Origin of the sequence: Pseudoalteromonas sp. 1_2015MBL_MicDiv (assembly GCF_002407505.1) — a bacterium.
GTDB classification, from domain to species: domain Bacteria; phylum Pseudomonadota; class Gammaproteobacteria; order Enterobacterales; family Alteromonadaceae; genus Pseudoalteromonas; species Pseudoalteromonas fuliginea.
This window is the reverse complement of sequence record NZ_CP012737.1, coordinates 3,546,637-3,565,454: the sequence shown is the minus strand read 5'-3', so window position 1 is coordinate 3,565,454 and position 18,818 is coordinate 3,546,637. Positions and strand designations below refer to the sequence as shown.

General features: G+C 38.9%; 18 protein-coding genes. 12 read left to right on the top strand and 6 right to left on the bottom strand.

Annotated elements, in window-relative coordinates; translation table 11 throughout:
- Positions 1 to 84: 84 nt before the first annotated feature.
- Positions 85 to 279 (bottom strand): hypothetical protein, encoded by a 195-nt coding sequence (locus tag AOR04_RS16015; protein ID WP_198403030.1) that lies wholly within the window; start codon positions 277 to 279, stop codon positions 85 to 87.
- A gap of 404 nt (positions 280 to 683) precedes the next feature.
- Entirely contained in the window at positions 684 to 1,943 is a 1,260-nt protein-coding gene (locus AOR04_RS16010; protein ID WP_157770555.1) for an IS4 family transposase, read from the bottom strand.
- Positions 1,944 to 2,359: 416 nt separating this feature from the next.
- Between AOR04_RS16010 and AOR04_RS16005 the strand changes: the two genes are divergently transcribed.
- Entirely contained in the window at positions 2,360 to 4,204 is a 1,845-nt protein-coding gene (locus AOR04_RS16005; protein ID WP_096793882.1) for a retron Ec67 family RNA-directed DNA polymerase/endonuclease, read from the top strand.
- On the opposite strand, the gene AOR04_RS16000 is transcribed toward AOR04_RS16005, so the two are convergent.
- The 4 genes from AOR04_RS16000 to AOR04_RS15985 all read right to left on the bottom strand — a co-directional run bounded on the left by AOR04_RS16000 (position 4,197) and on the right by AOR04_RS15985 (position 7,458).
- Positions 4,197 to 4,358, bottom strand: coding sequence for a hypothetical protein (locus AOR04_RS16000; RefSeq protein ID WP_157770554.1), 162 nt, complete (start codon positions 4,356 to 4,358; stop codon positions 4,197 to 4,199). The two genes, AOR04_RS16005 and AOR04_RS16000, sit on opposite strands and share 8 nt — an antisense overlap.
- 527 nt (positions 4,359 to 4,885) lie before the next feature.
- Positions 4,886 to 6,535 carry a chaperonin GroEL gene (gene groL, locus AOR04_RS15995; protein ID WP_096793880.1) on the bottom strand — a complete coding sequence of 550 codons (1,650 nt, stop codon included), beginning with the start codon at positions 6,533 to 6,535 and terminating at the stop codon, positions 4,886 to 4,888.
- A gap of 48 nt (positions 6,536 to 6,583) precedes the next feature.
- The gene (locus AOR04_RS15990) at positions 6,584 to 6,871 is read right to left on the bottom strand and encodes a co-chaperone GroES (RefSeq protein WP_096793879.1); all 288 of its coding nucleotides are present in this window, start codon (positions 6,869 to 6,871) and stop codon (positions 6,584 to 6,586) included.
- A gap of 110 nt (positions 6,872 to 6,981) precedes the next feature.
- Positions 6,982 to 7,458: an FxsA family protein gene (locus AOR04_RS15985; RefSeq protein WP_008138824.1), complete on the bottom strand. Its 477-nt coding sequence runs from the start codon at positions 7,456 to 7,458 to the stop codon at positions 6,982 to 6,984.
- 178 nt (positions 7,459 to 7,636) lie between these two features.
- Here AOR04_RS15985 and cutA point away from each other — a divergent pair, with 178 nt between their 5' ends.
- The 11 genes from cutA (at position 7,637) to hflX (ending at position 18,758) form a co-directional block, all read left to right on the top strand.
- Positions 7,637 to 7,957 (top strand): divalent-cation tolerance protein CutA, encoded by a 321-nt coding sequence (gene cutA / locus AOR04_RS15980; RefSeq protein WP_008138826.1) that lies wholly within the window; start codon positions 7,637 to 7,639, stop codon positions 7,955 to 7,957.
- A complete protein-coding gene (locus tag AOR04_RS15975; RefSeq protein ID WP_096793878.1) occupies positions 7,957 to 9,786 on the top strand; it encodes a protein-disulfide reductase DsbD in 1,830 nt (609 codons plus the stop codon). Before cutA ends, AOR04_RS15975 begins: the two co-directional genes overlap by 1 nt.
- Before the next feature lie 228 nt (positions 9,787 to 10,014).
- Positions 10,015 to 10,467, top strand: coding sequence for a type II 3-dehydroquinate dehydratase (gene aroQ / locus AOR04_RS15970; protein WP_096793877.1), 453 nt, complete (start codon positions 10,015 to 10,017; stop codon positions 10,465 to 10,467).
- 38 nt (positions 10,468 to 10,505) lie between these two features.
- Positions 10,506 to 10,964, top strand: a complete 459-nt coding sequence (gene accB, locus AOR04_RS15965) for an acetyl-CoA carboxylase biotin carboxyl carrier protein (protein WP_007375933.1) — start codon at positions 10,506 to 10,508, stop codon at positions 10,962 to 10,964.
- Between the two features lie 26 nt (positions 10,965 to 10,990).
- On the top strand, positions 10,991 to 12,331 hold the full coding sequence (accC, locus tag AOR04_RS15960; protein ID WP_007375934.1) for an acetyl-CoA carboxylase biotin carboxylase subunit: 1,341 nt from the start codon (positions 10,991 to 10,993) through the stop codon (positions 12,329 to 12,331).
- Between the two features lie 126 nt (positions 12,332 to 12,457).
- The gene (tsaE, locus tag AOR04_RS15955) at positions 12,458 to 12,928 is read left to right on the top strand and encodes a tRNA (adenosine(37)-N6)-threonylcarbamoyltransferase complex ATPase subunit type 1 TsaE (RefSeq protein WP_007375935.1); all 471 of its coding nucleotides are present in this window, start codon (positions 12,458 to 12,460) and stop codon (positions 12,926 to 12,928) included.
- 24 nt (positions 12,929 to 12,952) lie between these two features.
- Entirely contained in the window at positions 12,953 to 14,296 is a 1,344-nt protein-coding gene (locus AOR04_RS15950; RefSeq protein WP_033038180.1) for an N-acetylmuramoyl-L-alanine amidase, read from the top strand.
- Between the two features lie 36 nt (positions 14,297 to 14,332).
- On the top strand, positions 14,333 to 16,180 hold the full coding sequence (gene mutL, locus AOR04_RS15945) for a DNA mismatch repair endonuclease MutL (RefSeq protein WP_096793876.1): 1,848 nt from the start codon (positions 14,333 to 14,335) through the stop codon (positions 16,178 to 16,180).
- 10 nt (positions 16,181 to 16,190) lie between these two features.
- Positions 16,191 to 17,108, top strand: a complete 918-nt coding sequence (miaA, locus tag AOR04_RS15940; RefSeq protein ID WP_007375938.1) for a tRNA (adenosine(37)-N6)-dimethylallyltransferase MiaA — start codon at positions 16,191 to 16,193, stop codon at positions 17,106 to 17,108.
- A gap of 81 nt (positions 17,109 to 17,189) precedes the next feature.
- Entirely contained in the window at positions 17,190 to 17,453 is a 264-nt protein-coding gene (hfq, locus tag AOR04_RS15935; protein WP_007375939.1) for an RNA chaperone Hfq, read from the top strand.
- 15 nt (positions 17,454 to 17,468) lie between these two features.
- Positions 17,469 to 18,758, top strand: coding sequence for a ribosome rescue GTPase HflX (gene hflX, locus AOR04_RS15930; protein ID WP_096793875.1), 1,290 nt, complete (start codon positions 17,469 to 17,471; stop codon positions 18,756 to 18,758).
- Positions 18,759 to 18,818: the final 60 nt, after the last annotated feature.

Below are 18,818 nucleotides of genomic sequence, written 5' to 3'. Positions count from 1 at the left end.
ACTCCGTACTATTAAATAAGTCTGCTTTTTATCATATTTAGTAAACGATTACGCAGGGTATATGCCCGCAGTATATGATATTAATTAACTTGCGAGTTCGTCATCATTATCGGGTGGATCACCTGAGTCTTCTTTGCGTTTTCTTTGTTCTTGTTTTGCTTTTTGTACATTTTCGTATGTAGGCGGTGGGATAGGAATAATAGAAATAAGCGGAAAGAATGCTAAAAATAAATAAGCCCCCTTAGACATACTTTTACCCCACGTGACCATTTTGAGCATAGCCCAAACTACGAATGAAAATAACCCAGTCACAAGGGCAACAAAAACAAAGAATATGAATATTGTGTTATTACTTAATAAATCCATTTAATATAAATCTGAGTTATACGTAACTTAGGTATGGGTATAAATTAAACAATATTAATGATTTCTATACCAAAAGGCAAAAAACCAGCCGAAGCTGGTTTTTTATATAAGCGAGGTGCTTAAACGGTGATGTTTATCACATCATGCCGTTCGATATAACGTAATAAGCTGATCTAAAACAACTAATTTTGAGGTAGCACAAAGAATACCCTTCCTTGTACCCCTAACTTTATTTGCGAAAAAAATACAAAGTATGAGCATAAATATTAGGATGTGGACGTAAAATTGTAATTTATACTTACTTCATAGCTTAGTTCTTAAGGAACACAGACCGTGTGACTTCCTATCTTAAAACGGCAAATATCATTGTTTTTCTCAATGCTTTGCCGCTTACAATTTACCGCTAGTAGCTCAAATACACGATGTATCTTATGGCTGCACCGTGTTTGTTCTATGCAATCCAGAATATCATCCAACCAAAGATAACTGCACTTACTCGCTCTAAATGTCGAGATCGCACACTTAAACATACCCGCTGCACTATGGCAGATAAAACGCTTGATAAGTGTTTGCAGTATGCTCAGCCAAACCAATGATTCGGCAATATGAGGATCTCGTGTGATGAACCCTTTAAGATTATTCCATGACTTTAGTTCTTTGAAAAACAACTCAATTTGCCAACGAGTTGCATATATATCGAGTAGTTCGTCAAAGCTAAACTGTGCCTCTTTTAAATTAGTAACAAGGAAAACGGGGCGCTTTTCATTCGGTAAATAGATAAGCCTGTACTCGGGCCCATTTTTCTTCCAACGTACTGTTAATTCAAGTGGTTGGCTTGCGAATTTATCGAGTAACGTTTTGATTTTAATGTTCTTTTCTTTAAGTTCTATACCCGCGCAATAAGCTGATGTAACGATTGGGTTAATGTTTTTATTTGCTCTGATCAAAAAATATCCGCCATCTTGAGCTACTTGCTCAAAGTAATCTAAGTCAAAATACCCAGCATCAGCAAGTAATAACGTATCTTCAAGTGTGTGGCTACCTGGTAAAAAGGCGCGCTCAGTTTCAACATCAGGACGAATATCTATTTCGCAGGGTTGTTCATTAAATAGGTCATAGGTAACGTGCAACTCAATTGCGGCAGGACTTACAGCAGTAAAACGACCAGCAAAAACCTGCGCTAATTCATCATGTAGAGCAAATGAAGAACCATCTTGCAATAACACTCGCTGTATTCCTCGCTGGGTAAAAAAGGTTTTATCCAGCGTGTTTACAGTCAATTTAGACATCGCTTGAATAACGAGCTCACGGACAAGCTCAGTCAAGGCTGGTTTTCGAATTTGATTATGAAAGGGTTTATAACTTATCGTGCAATTAGCCTGCGTTCGCAAGTTTTGATGGATATCTGACAAGTTAGCGTCTTGCAGGCAAGATAAGCTTTTAAATACGGCTTTGAGCAGAGAAACGATCGACAGGCAACTGTGTCGAACTTGAAATCCAGAGGTTTTTGCAAGCTCAATGAGGTGTTTTTCTGAGATAAGGGCTTTTAATTGGTTTGAAACTTGGTTAATCTGCATGTGAACTCTGTTTTTAGTCATGTTTTTATTGGCGTAACTATTTGATCATTAACAGAGTTCAACTTCAAGTTTTCTTAAGATCCAACCTATGATACTTACTTAGAACTCAAAAAGGCTCGCTTTCGCCCCCTTCTATTTATCGCCTTGTCTATAAATCAACCACTCAGGCTATTCTAGCAAGTAGTACCTTATAGACAAACTATAAACATTAATGAATTTAGCTATTGATTTAATAAAGAATAAACAACATACTTTATTTTGGTTTATGGGCAGATTTTGGGTCGCGTTTCGCGATCAGTGAAAAAAATGTCGTTGACATTACCTTTATGATGATTAGCTGTACTTTATGATCATTACTATTGTTAAATGTGTAGGAGTGCCCATAAACCATCAATTTAAAGGGAATTTTTAAATTAATGACGAAGTTAGAAGCATTAAAAAAAATAACAACTAAAAAAGAGTTAGCAGCCCTACTCGGTGTTAAGACCTCATTTTTAACATATACTTTATATTTTATTAAACCGCATACTCAGTATACACAATTTAAAATTCCTAAAAAAAATGGTGGCGAGAGAATCATTAGCTCACCCAATGGAAAATTAAAAACACTACAAAAAAAGCTATCGATTTTATTTCTCGACTCTATCGATGAAATCAATAAAGCTAAATTTCCTGAAGCTGAAGCTTTTAAGAATATTAACGATAAAATCATGTATTCACCAATTCTTAAAGTTAAAATTGGCAGCGCCAAAATTAAACAACAACCATCTCTATCCCATGGTTTTGTTAGGAACAGATCAATCATTACCAATGCTATGATGCATTTAGGGCAAAAAAACGTACTAAATATAGATCTTAGTAACTTTTTCGATAGTTTTAACTTTGGGCGAGTAAGAGGTTTTTTTATTAAAAATGACCACTTCAAGCTTGATCCTGCCATAGCAACCGTGATTGCACAAATAGCTTGTTATGATAATAAATTACCACAAGGAAGCCCTTGTTCACCTGTCATCACTAATTTAATAACTCATTCTTTAGATATACGTTTAGCTTCATTAGCAAAGAAGAATTCTTGCACTTACTCTCGGTACGCTGATGACATTACATTTTCGACTCGAAAGAAATCCTTTCCGTCCAATATTATGTCTGAACTGAGCGGGGAATTTACTCCAAGTAAGAAGTTAAGCTTTGAAATAAAGCGCGCTGGATTTTCAATTAATAATGTGAAAACTCGAATTCAATATAAAGATTCAAGACAAGATGTTACAGGCTTAATCGTGAACAAAAAGCCGAATACAAAAAAAGAATACTGGCGAACAGTTAGGTCACAATGTAATAAGCTTTTCAAAAGCGGTAAATTTACAAAAACTGTTAATGATAAAGTCGAAGATGGCAACATTAATGAATTAGAAGGTCAGCTTAATTTTATTGACCAAGTTGATAGTTATAATCGTCTGCGCCAAGCCGTACCCATAAATCACAATTACGCAACATCTAAGCATGGTCATAACACCAGTAAACTATTAAGTGGTCGAGAAAGAACATTTAGCCGATTTTTATATTACCGCTTATTTTACGGAAATGATAAACCCACTATTATCTGTGAAGGTAAAACAGATAATGTTTATTTAAAATCAGCGATTAATCGCTTAATGACTGGCTACCCTACATTAGCTAATAAAACATTAAATTCCAAAAGTAATAAAACAGAATATAAGTTACTTATTAAAATTTTAAAATATACCAAACGCACGCGTTTTTTATTGCAGCTATATGGTGGTACATCATATCTAAATTATTTTATTTCTAAATTTGATAAACAATATGAATACTATGATGCCCCTAAACCACAGCATCCTGTCATTATACTTTTAGATAATGACTCTGGTTTTGATTGCATTGAGAAAGAACTAAAGAAAGTTCAACCAGCAATTATATTACCTCCCCCATTAAAGAAACATGACTTCCGTAATGCTGACTTTATTCATGTTTTTCACAATTTATATATTGTTTTAACACCTATGAATAATCAGCCTAAGACCATGATTGAAGATTTATTCGATGTTGCAACCAGACAAATACAAGTTGATAATAAGACATTTAACCCTGAGAAAGACTTTGATAAGACTAAAGAATATAGTAAACAAATATTTGCTCAGAAAGTCGTGTCTACTCAAAAATCAACAATCAACTTTGATGGTTTCAAACCATTCTTAGACCGCATTGTTAGAGTAATTGAACACTACGATACCATTAAATAGTTTCACCATTTTGTACTTCTAATCGTTCAATTAGCTTATTGCGTCGTTGAATGATCCGATCTTGGCTTTGTACTTTGTGTTGCTCGGTTAGTTGTAATGAACTTAAGTGTGACTTGGTAGGTTTGGTTGATGTTGCTTTGTTTGTATTAGACATACGGGCTTTACCTTGTTTTTCTAATTTAATTAGCTGCAATGTAAAGTCTGACAGTTCGGTTTAGCAACCGATTTAATGGTAGGTTCAGGTACAAGATAAAAGAAAAGCGACTGATTATTCATCTAGCCGCTTTGATTGATCTTAGTTTTGTTATGCTTCTTTAACGGTAACTTGCCCGCTAATTAGCATAGATAGAAGCCAGTCACGTAATGATTCTAGTTGTTTATTTTCATTAACTATATTTATCTGCTTCTCATATAAATGTTTTGTTGCTTCTTCATAGTCACTTATTAATTAAAAGTTTGGTTCGAAAATATTAATTTCGGTTAACATACCTATTGTCAAAAACTTTGTTAAAAAGGGACAGTCACTTTTTTATTATTGAATTAACAATACTTTAAATAATTCAATGAAAATATCAATGGTTATAAATAAATGAGAGAGCCATAAATTTCTTATTAATTAATAGAACACAAAAAAGCCCAAACATCTCTGTTCGGGCTTTCTTTTCAAACTTAGACAAGCATTTACATCATGCCGCCCATGCCACCCATTCCGCCCATGCCGCCCATATCAGGTGCACCAGCAGATTCGTCTTTAGGGATTTCAGCTACCATTGCTTCAGTAGTGATCATTAGACCCGCAATAGACCCTGCAAACTGTAGCGCAGAGCGTGTTACTTTAGTTGGATCTAGGATACCCATTTCAATCATGTCGTTGTATTCGCCAGTTGCTGCGTTGTAACCGTAGTTACCATCGCCGCCTTTAACTGCGTTAATTACAACTGATGCTTCGTCGCCTGCGTTTGTTACGATTTGACGAAGTGGCGCTTCCATCGCACGAAGTGCAACTTTAATACCGTGGTTTTGATCTTCGTTGTCGCCAACTAAATCAGCTAGCTTGCTAGCAGCACGTACAAGTGCAACACCGCCGCCAGGTACTACGCCTTCTTCAACCGCTGCACGAGTTGCATTTAATGCATCTTCAACGCGGTCTTTTTTCTCTTTCATTTCGATTTCAGTAGCAGCACCTACTTTGATTACTGCAACACCGCCAGCTAGTTTAGCCATGCGCTCTTGAAGTTTTTCTTTATCGTAGTCTGATGTTGCTTCTTCAATTTGTGCTTTAATTTGAGAAACACGACCAGTAATACCTGCTTCTTCACCAGCACCATCAATGATAGTTGTATCATCTTTAGTGATAATTACGCGTTTAGCTGTACCTAGGTCTTCAACTGTTGCTTTTTCAAGCTCTAAGCCGATTTCTTCAGAAATAACAGTACCGCCAGTTAATACAGCAATATCTTGTAGCATTGCTTTACGACGATCGCCAAAGCCAGGTGCTTTAACAGCTGATACTTTAACAATACCGCGCATGTTATTAACTACTAATGTAGCTAGTGCTTCGCCTTCAAGGTCTTCTGCAATGATTAGTAGTGGTTTACTTGCTTTAGCAACCGCTTCTAATGTTGGTAATAATTCACGGATGTTAGATATTTTTTTATCTACAAGTAGAATAAATGGGTTATCTAGTTCAACAGTGCCTTTTTCTGGACTGTTGATAAAGTAAGGAGATAAGTAACCACGGTCAAACTGCATGCCTTCAACAACATCTAGTTCGTTTTCAAGTGATTGACCTTCTTCTACAGTAATAACACCACTGTTGCGGCCTACTTTTTCCATTGCTTGAGCAATGATATTACCAATCTCTTTATCAGAGTTAGCTGAAATAGTACCTACTTGTGCAATTGCTTTAGTATCAGAACAAGGAACAGATAACGCTTTAAGCTCTGCAACAGCAGCAATAACTGCTTTGTCGATGCCGCGCTTAAGATCCATTGGGTTCATGCCCGCTGCAACAGCTTTAAGGCCTTCATTAACAATAGACTGTGCAAGTACTGTAGCGGTAGTTGTACCATCGCCGGCTGCATCATTTGCTTTAGATGCAACTTCTTTAACCATTTGTGCGCCCATGTTCTCAAACTTGTCTTCAAGTTCGATTTCTTTTGCTACAGATACACCATCTTTAGTGATAACTGGTGAGCCAAATGATTTATCAAGTACAACGTTACGGCCTTTAGGACCTAATGTAACTTTTACTGCGTTTGCCAGGATGTTTACGCCAGTTAGCATTTTAGCGCGTGCGTCACCTGCAAAAAGTACTTCTTTTGCTGCCATGTTTTAAATTCCTCTAAATTCTTAAATGTTTATAAACGAAAAGTAGGTTTAGCCTACAATGCCTAAAATATTATCTTCACGCATGATCAGGTACTCTTGACCTTCGATCTTTTCAACTTTTTCAACATATGAGCCAAATAACACAGTGTCACCGGCTTTAACTTCTAACGCTCTCACGTCACCGTTATCTAAAACGCGACCACTACCTACGGCTACAACTTCTCCGCGAGTTGATTTTTCAGCTGCAGAGCCAGTTAATACAATACCGCCAGCAGATTTTGTTTCTTCTTCTAGACGTTTAACGATTACGCGATCTTGTAAAGGACGAATGTTCATGTTTTTTAGTTCTCCTAACAGTTTCTGAACAGTACAGAAAAAAGCTTTTCTAATTTGCATTCATTAATGGGGGTAGAGTGAAAAATTCCAAGAGAAAAAATGATAAATTTTTAATCTTTTCGCTCATATTCACCATCAATAGTGGTCGGCTGGTCCATTTGCTGCTGTTCACGCGGTGAATGTGGTTGTTGAGCAAACGGTGATGGCCCTTGTTGCATGCCTGCGCTCATTCTAACAGTTGCTTGGCTAGCAAGGCCTGCTGCCAATTTGTTACGAATGGCAGGGGTTAATAATAGTAGCCCAAATACGTCAGTCATAATGCCAGGAGTAAGTAGTAATACACCTGCAATGACCACACATATTCCGGTAAATAATTCTTTAGCTGGCATTTGCCCTTGTGCCATTTGCGTTTGCACATTTTGTAGTGCACTCATACCTTGTTGTTTAACCATTTTGGCACCTAAAATAGCAGTAATAACAACAAGTGCGATTGTTGCAAACCCACCGATTACGTCGCTTACTTGAATTAGTAAGGCGATTTCGATAATAGGCACGATGATAAACAACACAAATAAAAATCTAAACATAACGCTCTCTAAATAATGACACTCAAAAGAGTTGATGAAATATAAATGAGGGTGACGAGGTCTCTTTTCAAGGTTAGGGCATAGGTATAGTCATTTTACTGATATTTAAGCGTCTACACATTGTATCGGCTATCAGATACTATGAAGCTAGACACTGTTAAATAAGTAAAGGTTCACAATGACTACGCAATTTAAACTGATTTTCACGATCTGCAAAGACGAAGACGAAGCACGTATACTTGCAAGGGCATTAGTTGAGCAAAAGCTTGCTGCTTGTGTAAATATTTTACCCAATGTGGAATCTATTTATATGTGGGAAGGCGAAGTGGCTGAAGCGACTGAAACTAAACTACTTATAAAAACGAAATCAGACAAAATGAACGATGTGTTTGTAACAATAAAAGCAATGCATAGTTATGAAGTTCCAGAGATACAAGTTATTGATGTTGCAACTGGAAACTTAGCATATTTTAATTGGATGGATGAGGTACTGAATTAATGCGTTTTTTCTTTTTATTATTGGTAACGCTATTAACTGCGCCTGTAAAGGCTACAACTAATAATGTGCTTGATGATCTACTTGGGCCTCCGCAACAGACTTTTTTACCTGTAGACCAAGCGTTTATGTTTGACTTTGATCAGCAAGGCAGCACCTTGTTTGTAGGTTGGGATATAGCGCCAGACTATTATTTATATAAAAAGAAAATAGAAATTATTGCCAAAGGCGCAAACATTCAAGTGGGTGACTTGGGTACAGGCGAAATTATTGAAGATGAGTTTTTTGGTAAAACAGAAGTCTTTTTTAACGCTGTAAGTGTAATAAGCAAATTAAGTAATGTTACCGACGGTGCCGTAGTTAAAGTGCGTTACCAAGGCTGTGCTAAAGCAGGGCTTTGTTATCCGCCAGAAGTGATTAGCATTCCACTTAGTGTAATTAGTGGCGCACAGATTAAGAATGTAGATCGAAATAGCGCTTCTGGTGAAGCCGCAACAGCGCAAAGTACATTTGCAGCACTCAATGAGCCTGCCATTGAACCTACAACAAATTCTGGTAACACCGAAAAAGAACTTACTTTTACTGAGCAATTAGCAAGTCAGAGCTTAATAACTAATTTACTCATATTTTTTGTCGTTGGTGTTGGCCTTGCTTTTACGCCGTGCGTATTTCCAATGTTCCCTATTTTGTCGAGCTTAATTGCGGGTCAGCAAAACCTTTCAACTAAAAAAGCCTTCGCGTTATCGTTTGTATATATACAAGGCATGGCAGTTACCTATGCAGCGCTTGGTTTAGTTGTTGCTGCTCTTGGTGGGCAAGTGCAGGGATATTTACAGCATCCATTGGTGTTAATCAGCTTTAGTTTATTGTTTGTATTATTGGCTATGTCGATGTTTGGCTGGTACGAAATAAAACTGCCAAGCAGTATGATGAGCAAGCTAACCCAAGTAAGTAATAATCAAAAAGGCGGCAACTACGTTGGCGTATTTTTAATGGGCGTGCTTTCGGGATTAATAGCATCACCTTGTACTACTGCGCCACTGTCGGCGGCGCTCTTATTTGTTGCGCAAAGTGGCGATTACCTAGTAGGTGGTTTAACGCTGTACGTGCTCAGTTTAGGTATGGGATTACCATTGTTATTACTTGGTACATCTGGCGGTAAATTACTACCTAAAGCGGGTGGTTGGATGGAGCAAGTTAAAACCTTATTTGGTTTTGTAATGTTAATAGTGCCGCTTATATTACTTGAGCGACTAATCAGCGCAGACATTATATTATTAATGGCAGGTGTGCTTGCATTAGCAACGGCACTTTACCTACATCACTGGCAAAGTAGCCAAACACAAAGCAAGTTAAAAACTGCATTGTGGTTTGCTGCAACGCTATTAGTTATTACAGGCTTTACGTTAACAAAAAACTACTTTTGGCCGGTACAAGCGGTGCAGGTAAGCTCGCAAAGTAATGAGTTTAAACAGGTTGCAGATTTAGCTGAGCTAAAAGAAGCGGTTGCACAAGCAAACGACGACGGTCGAATGGTTATGGTCGACTTATATGCCGACTGGTGTGTGGCGTGTAAAGAGTTTGAGCATTACACGTTTCCAGATGCCAAAGTGCAAAGTGAATTTAGCCATTACCAGCTAATTCAAATTGACTTAACTGAAAGTGATAATAAAACAATTGAGCTAATGGAAGAGTACACCGTGTTTGGTTTACCTAGTATTTTGTTTTTTAATACTCAAGGGCAAGAGCTTAGTATGCAACGAGTGACTGGCTTTTTAAACGCTGATGATTTTGCTAAACACCTAGCTATAGTGCGCGCCAGCGCACAATAATAGTGCAATAGTGCCACCTATACTGATTAAGTGGCACCTTCTTTATTCTTCTGATACCTGTACCCATCACACTGATAAGACCAGTATTTTGCTGCTATTTACGTCGAAATCACTATAATAGTTGGTTAACGTGAGAAATTGTTGCTACATTGCTTTTTCTACTTACTTAAAAGTGAAAAATTAGTTAGTAACCGCTTAACTCATTACTTATAGGATATATCGCGTATTATGGCTGCAAAATTTAACCTTTTAGTTATAAATGGTCCAAATTTAAACATGCTTGGCAAACGTGAACCGGACAAATACGGTTTTCAGACGCTCAGTGAGATTATGAACGAACTAACCAGTGCTGCTGATAGTCTAGATGTTAAGTTAACGCATTTTCAAAGTAATAGTGAGCAAGTACTCATCGAACGAATTCACGATGCTTGGCAAGCGGTTGATTACATAATTATCAACCCAGCTGCATTTACGCATACTAGCGTCGCATTACGTGATGCACTGTTAAGTGTTGATATTCCGTTTTTTGAGGTGCACTTAAGTAACGTGCACGCACGTGAAGCCTTTCGCCATCATTCGTATTTTTCTGATGTGGCACAAGGCGTGATATGTGGATTAGGTGCAATGGGTTATCACGCAGCATTGAATGCAGCGGTTAGCCGGTTGCAAAACGCAATTTAATTTTAAATTAACACACAAACTAACAGGCGGGTCGTGTAATGGATATTCGCAAGATAAAGAAGCTTATCGAATTAGTAGAAGAATCAGGTATTGCTGAGCTAGAAATCACTGAAGGTGAAGAATCAGTACGTATTAACCGTAACAATATGAGCGCAGGCCCAGGTTACCCGCAATTTGCTCCACAGCAATATGCACCAGCGCCAGCAGCACCAGTTGCAGCGGCTCCTGTAGCTGTTGAAGCAGCAGCACCAGCTGAGCCTATGGGTCATCAAGTTAAATCACCAATGGTTGGTTCTTTTTACTCAGCTGCGTCCCCTGAAGCGCCAGCATATGTAGAAGTAGGTCAGCAAGTTAAAGTTGGCGATACACTTTGTATTATCGAAGCTATGAAAATGATGAACCAAATTGAATCAGATAAAGCCGGTACAGTAAGAGCTATCTTAGCTGAAAATGGCGAGCCAATAGAATTTGATCAACCTCTATTCATCATTGAATAATAGCGTAACCTAAAAGGCCAACTCTAATGTTAGATAAAGTAGTCATTGCAAACCGAGGTGAAATTGCACTTCGTATATTGCGCGCCTGCAAAGAGCTTGGGATCAAAACGGTTGCTGTGCATTCAACGGCAGATCGCGATCTTAAGCATGTATTGCTTGCAGATGAAACCATCTGTATTGGTAGACCATCAGCAACTGAAAGTTATTTAGATATTCCGCGCATTATTGCTGCGGCTGAAATAACTGACGCTGTAGCGATTCATCCTGGTTACGGTTTCCTTGCAGAAAATGCTGATTTTGCCGACCAAGTTGAGCAAAGTGGTTTTGTATTTATTGGCCCTCGTGGCGACACTATTCGTCTTATGGGTGATAAAGTGTCTGCTATCGCAGCAATGCGTAAAGCAGGCGTTCCATGTGTTCCCGGCTCTGACGGCCCAGTATCAGATGATAAAGAACGCAACATGCAAATCGCTAAGCGTATCGGTTACCCGGTAATCATCAAAGCTGCTGGTGGCGGTGGTGGTCGTGGTATGCGTGTTGTTCGCAGCGAAGCTGAACTTATTGATTCAATTGCATTAACACAGCAAGAAGCTAAGCAATTCTTTGGTAATAGCATGGTTTACATGGAAAAATTCCTTGAAAACCCACGCCATATCGAAGTTCAAGTATTAGCAGACGGCCAAGGTAATGCAGTACATTTAGGTGAACGTGATTGTTCTATGCAACGTCGTCACCAAAAAGTAGTTGAAGAAGCGCCAGCACCAGGAATTACTGCTGAAACGCGTAAGTTCATTGGCGAGCGCTGTACACGTGCATGTATCGAAATTGGATACCGTGGTGCAGGTACGTTTGAGTTTTTATACGAAAACGGCGAGTTTTACTTCATCGAAATGAATACACGTATTCAGGTTGAACACCCTGTAACTGAAATGGTTACTGGTATCGATTTAGTGAAAGAGCAGTTAAAAATTGCAGCGGGTCAGCCATTATCATTCACTCAAGACGACGTTGTTATTCGTGGTCATGCTATTGAGTGTCGTATTAATGCTGAAGATCCTGAAACGTTTATCCCGTCACCGGGTAAAATTACCCGTTTCCATCCAGCGGGTGGTTTAGGTATTCGTTGGGACAGCCATATTTACGCTGACTACACGGTTCCACCGCATTACGATTCAATGATTGGTAAGTTAATTACTTACGGTGAAAACCGTGACGTAGCTATTGCCCGCGCGCGCAATGCACTTAACGAGCTAGTAATTGACGGAATTAAAACTAATACTCCTTTGCATAAGAGAATTCTTGCAGATGAAAACTTCCAAAATGGTGGCACTAACATTCACTATCTTGAGAAAAAATTAGGGTTATAATTCTAGCGTTTTAAAAAACCGGCTTATGCCGGTTTTTTTATGCCTGAAACTGCAATTTATCGCCTTAAATAAATATTCTGGTATGATTGGCAAACATGCGCTTTTAAGTAAATTTTTGAGGTAGTAATGACGCGTAGTTTTGAATCACACCTAAATGATGAAGTGGCAACCGTTACTATGGGGAACCAAGTTGCAGCTATTATAGAGCAAGGTGCGGTGATTTATTTACATGGCGATTTAGGAGCTGGTAAAACCACGTTTACCCGTGGCGTAGTGCAAGGCTTTGGCCATACTGGTAAGGTTAAAAGCCCCACATATACGTTAGTAGAACCTTATGAGCTTGAACAAGCAAATGTTTATCATTTTGATTTATACCGTTTAGGCGACCCTGAAGAACTCGAATACATGGGAATACGCGATTATTTTTCAGCAAATGCAATTTGTGTTGTTGAATGGCCTGAAAAAGGTGGCGAATTTATTCCTGTGCCTGATTTAGATATTACCCTAAGCTATGTGGGTAACGAACGTAAAATTGTTATTAATAGTGCGAGTGATCGCGGTGTAGCAATTGTCGAAAAACTAAATAAAAAACAATAAATTAGTGAAGGCAGTAATTATCAAATGAGTCGAGGTGCAGTTAAACTCTTTATTTACCTTATGGTTATTACCATAAGCCTGCCGCTGTGGGCGAAAAATACTATTAATAGCGTACGTGTATGGCCATCTCCAGACAGTACGCGTGTGGTGTTTGATTTAAATGACAAGCCCGACTTTAGTTATTTTATGCTAAAAAACCCTAGCCGCTTAGTGGTCGATTTAGAAAATACTAGCGAGTTAAAAATACTGCCAGGTGTACCACCAAAACATCAAATAGTGAGCAAGCTACGCTACTCAAAACCTAAAAATAAGCACAGTGTACGGTTAGTGTTTGAATTAAACGCACCAGTAAAGCCTGTTGTGTTTGCTTTAGCACCTACTGGTCCTTATAAAAATAGACTCGTTGTTGATTTATATAATAAGAGCCAAGCAAAAACTGTTGTATCACCTGCACAAACAGCGGCTAAAAATCGCCAATTAAGTCAAGAACGCGACATTGTTATTGCAATTGATGCAGGCCATGGCGGTGAAGATCCTGGCTCCATAGGTCCATCAGGCACGTACGAAAAAACAGTCACATTGCAAATAGCAAAGCGATTAGAGCGCATGATCGACGGTGAGCGCGGTATGATTTCACGTATGGTACGAAGCGGTGATTATTTTGTAAAACTCAATACGCGTACTAATCGAGCGCGTGAAAAAAAGGCCGATTTTTTTGTTTCTATTCATGCAGATGCATTTACAAGCCCAGGACCAAATGGTGCCTCTGTTTGGGTGTTATCATTAAGGCGTGCTAATTCAGAAATAGGTAAATGGATAGAAGATAAAGAAAAGCACTCTGAGCTTTTAGGTGGTGCTGCTGATGTAATGAAAGATGCCGCTAATGAAAAATATCTAGCACAAGCATTGCTTGATATGTCGATGGACCACTCGATGAAAACTGGCTTAAGTGTAGCCGACGAGGTGGTTAAAGAGTTGCGTAAAGTTGCCAAACTGCATAAAAAAGATCCGCAACACGCGAGCCTTGCTGTACTTAAGTCACCAGACATTCCATCTATTTTGGTAGAAACGGGGTTTATATCTAACCCGCGAGAAGAAAAATTACTTAAAAGCGCTAATCATCAAGAGCGTTTAGCTAAAGCGATATTTACTTCAATTAAAAATTATTATTTAAAAAATCCACCTGATGATTCTTTATTTGCCAAATTAAAGTCGCAATACCCAACAAAACATAAAGTACGCCCTGGAGAGTCTTTGAGTATGTTGGCAAGTCGTTATGGCATTACGGTCAGTAAATTAAAGCAAGTTAATAAACTAAGCTCTAATACTTTATTTATTGGGCAAGAGCTTGATATACCGCAAAGTTAGTCATTATTATCAGCGCAATGTTTGCTAGGAAGTTCCATGAATATTGAAATATTACCCGCGCGTTTAGCCAACCAAATAGCTGCAGGCGAAGTGGTCGAGCGTCCAGCGTCGGTAGTAAAAGAGCTAGTCGAAAATAGTTTAGATGCTGGTGCTAACCGTATTCAAATAGATATAGAGCGCGGCGGCCATAAGCTTATTCGTATTCGTGATAATGGCGCTGGGATAAGTAAAGATGAGCTAACGCTCGCGCTTTCTCGCCACGCAACAAGTAAATTAAAATCACTTGATGACCTTGAAAACATTTGCTCACTTGGTTTTAGAGGGGAAGCACTTGCGTCAATTAGCTCTGTGTCGCGTTTAACGCTGAGCTCAAAACCAAAAGAGCAAGAAGCAGCTTGGCAAGCTTTTGCAGAAGGCCGCGACATGGCCGTGCAAGTAAAGCCAGTAGCGCACCCCGATGGCACAACCATTGAAGTAAAAGATTTATTTTTTAACACCCCAGCACGTCGTAAATTTTTACGCACCGAAAAAACTGAATTCAGCCATATTGATGAGTTGATAAAGCGTATTGCGCTTAGTCGCTTCGATGTCTCTATTACACTAACTCACAACGAAAAAGTAGTAAGGCAGTATCGTGCCAAAACTGATCCCTCTCAGGCTATAACACGCGTAGCACAAGTTGCAGGCAAGGCCTTTGCCGAGCAAGGTTTGCATATTCAATCAGGAGAAGGCGGTTTACAGTTGCATGGTTGGGTGCTGCCTGTAGGCTCAGCGAATACTACTCAGTACACTTATGTGAATAATCGCATGATGCGCGATAAGCTTATTTTACATGCGATACGCCAAGCGTTTGAAGAGGTGAGTGGGACGCAAGAGCTACCTGGGTTTGTTATTTATATTGATATTGACCCACGACAGGTCGATGTAAATGTTCACCCTGCTAAGCATGAAGTGCGTTTTCATCAAGGGCGATTAATTCATGATTTTATATTGCAAGCTATTAAGCAAGTTGTAGTACCTTTGCAAGGTGAGTTTGTTAGCGAGTCAGTAAGCACTGAAACTGAATTTTCTTCTGTGTTCACAAGCCCAACACATAGTAGCGGTAATAATATAGAGAGCGATGGAGTATTTGATTACCCTAAATCGCAACTACAGCCTTCTTATTCTGGAAGTGCTGGTAGCTCAAGTTCGTCCTCAGGTACTAGAAGTGTTGGCGGTGCATACCGTGCAGCACCAAGTACGAGCCATCATGACGTAAATGCGTTTTATCAAGGAGTGAGTGAGCAACACGCTGCGCATTTTGACAATACAGCCAATATATCTGCAGCACAACACCAGTCAGTATCTGTTGATAATGTCTTAAAAGCTGTTTCTATTATAAGTGTTAGTGAAGGAGTGTGTGTCTTTAGTGAAGAGCAGCAATTGTATTGCTCACATTTTAAATATGCATTAGTTGATGATTGGCATAATCAAATTAAAGAGTTCGGAAGTTTAGAAGGGAAAGCCCTTTTGTTACCTGTGCGGGTAAGCCTAGACAAAGAAGATTGCTTGCTTATAAAGGCTCAGCAATCGTGGTTTACATTACTTGGTTTTGAACTCGTAATAGAAAAACAGTTTGTAATGGTTAAAAAATTACCAGCGTGTTTATATTTACTTGATGTAAGTACAGCAATAGGTGAGCTGCTTGATGCATGTAAAGCGGGACTCGAAAATATAGAGAACTGGTTAGCGTGGCAGATGAAATGTGTACCAACTCGATTTTATTTGAGCAATGTATTTTTAGCGCAACAAATACGCTTACAAAATAATCCGCAAACTATTGAACGCTTACGCGAAAAAGCAGTTAAAATAGAGTTAAATCACTATTTAACGCAATTAGATTAAGGTATCAGTGTTGAGTAATTTACCAGTTATATTTTTAATGGGTCCAACTGCTGCTGGTAAAACAGCATTGGCTATCTCACTGTGCGAGCATTTAAATACAGAAATAATCAGCGTTGATTCAGCGTTAGTGTATAAAGATATGAACATTGGAACTGCAAAACCCGATGCAGAAGAACTTGTTAAAGCTCCACATCATTTAATTGATCTACTTGACCCGAGTGAAACGTATTCAGTTGCAGATTTTAGGCGCGATGCAGTGCAAAAAATTGACGAATTCCATAGACAAGGTAAAGTGCCTGTATTGGTTGGGGGTACAATGTTGTACTTCAAATCTTTAATTGATGGTTTATCGCCTTTGCCTGAAGCAGATGCAGTAATAAGAGCAGAATTAGAAGCACAAGCTAAAGAATTTGGCTGGCCTCATTTATATAAAGAATTAGCTAAAGTTGACCCTAAAGCAGCTGAAAAAATGAGTGAAAATGATTCACAAAGAATTAATCGCGCTTTAGAAGTTTACCGATTAACTGGTAAAACCATGACTGAGTTGCAAAAGCAAAAACAGCCACCTTTACCTTATACTTTTCATCAATTTGCGATTGCACCGCAAGAACGCAGTGAATTACATGCGCGAATTGAAGAAAGGTTTAAAATAATGATTGATCAGGGGTTTGAAAATGAAGTTTCGACCCTATATCTACGTAAGGATTTACACCCCAATATGCCTTCTATTCGTTGTGTAGGTTATAGACAAATGTGGGATTACCTTGCGGGTGAGATAGACCATGATGAAATGGTTTTTCGCGGCATCGCTGCTACACGTCAATTGGCCAAACGTCAATTAACTTGGTTGAGAAGCTGGCCTGATGTTACTTGGTTAACAACAGGTGATGAAGAAAACTTGCATCGTGTAGTAAGTTCGCTAAGCTAGTAGTAGTTGAACAAAATTTAGCTTTGTTAAATAAGTTCAGCCACTTAATTATAATAACACCTAGAACGAAGGAATAATAACATGGCAAAAGGCCAATCGTTACAAGACCCATTTTTGAATGCACTACGTCGTGAGCGCATTCCAGTATCAATCTTTTTGGTAAATGGCATAAAATTACAAGGTAAAATTCAGTCATTTGACCAATTTGTTATTTTACTTGAAAACACTGTAAACCAAATGGTGTATAAACACGCAATTTCAACAGTTGTACCTGCTCGCGCAGTCAACTTCCAAGGTGTTCAAGGGGATGAGAGCACTGAAGAGCCAGAAGCTGGAAATTTTTAATTAGGAGCATAATGCTTGTTTGACCGCTATGAATCCGGCGAACAGGCAATTTTAGTTCATATCGACTTACCTAAAGAAGGAGATCGTGAAGATCTTCATGAATTAGAAATGTTGGTATCCTCTGCTGGTGTTAGTAGTTTGGCGGTTGTGCAAGGCAGCCGTCAAGCACCACATCCGAAACTATTCGTCGGTACCGGTAAAGCAGAAGAAATAGCTGAAATTGTCAAAATCCACAATGCAGATGTCGTTATTTTTAATCATCAACTCAGACCGTCACAAGAGCGTAACTTAGAACGCGTTTGTGAGTGTCGTGTACTTGATAGAACGACGCTAATTCTTGATATTTTTGCCCAACGTGCACGTACCCATGAAGGTAAGCTGCAGGTTGAATTGGCACAACTTCGCCATATGTCAACTCGATTAATTCGAGGCTGGACCCATCTTGAACGTCAAAAAGGCGGGATTGGCTTGCGTGGGCCAGGTGAAACCCAACTTGAAACCGACAGACGATTACTTCGTGCTCGTATTCAAAATATTCGTGCGCGTTTGGCTAAAGTAGCTGTACAGCGCGAACAAGGTAGGCGAGCTCGTACACGTAATGAAATACCTACTGTATCGTTAGTGGGTTACACGAATGCGGGTAAATCTACGTTATTTAATCGTATTACACACTCAGACGTATATGCGGCCGATCAGTTGTTTGCAACGCTTGATCCAACTTTACGCAAGCTTGAATTAGGTGATGTTGGCCCCGTTATTTTAGCGGATACGGTTGGTTTTATTCGTCATTTACCGCATGACTTAGTCGCGGCTTTTAAAGCAACGCTTACTGAAACACGTGAAGCTGATTTACAGCTACATGTAATTGACGCAGCAGACTCTTGTCTTCAAGAAAATATTGAACAAGTACAATCTGTGCTTAAAGAAATTGAAGCCGATGAAGTACCACAGCTATTAATTTATAATAAAATTGATGCGCTAGATAACGTAGCTCCCCGTATTGATCGCGATGACGAAGGACAACCTATAAGGGTGTGGCTTAGCGCCCAGACTGGTGAAGGCTGTGAATTACTTAGTGAGGCCATTAGTGAGTTACTTGCTAAGAAAATGTTTAACGAAACCTTATTTCTTACGCCATTGTATGGTCGCCTAAGGGCTGCATTATTTAGTTTAAATGCAGTGCATGAAGAGCGATTTGATGATCAAGGTAATTGGCTGTTAGATGTTAGAATGCCTATGGTTGAGTGGAATCGTTTAATTAAAGAATTTGGTCCTGAAATTGCTGGTTTTATCAGCCGTAATTAAAAATTGACGTTTAAATGTCGGTTTTTGTATGAGAAAGGCGGTAGATTTGTTAGATTTAAC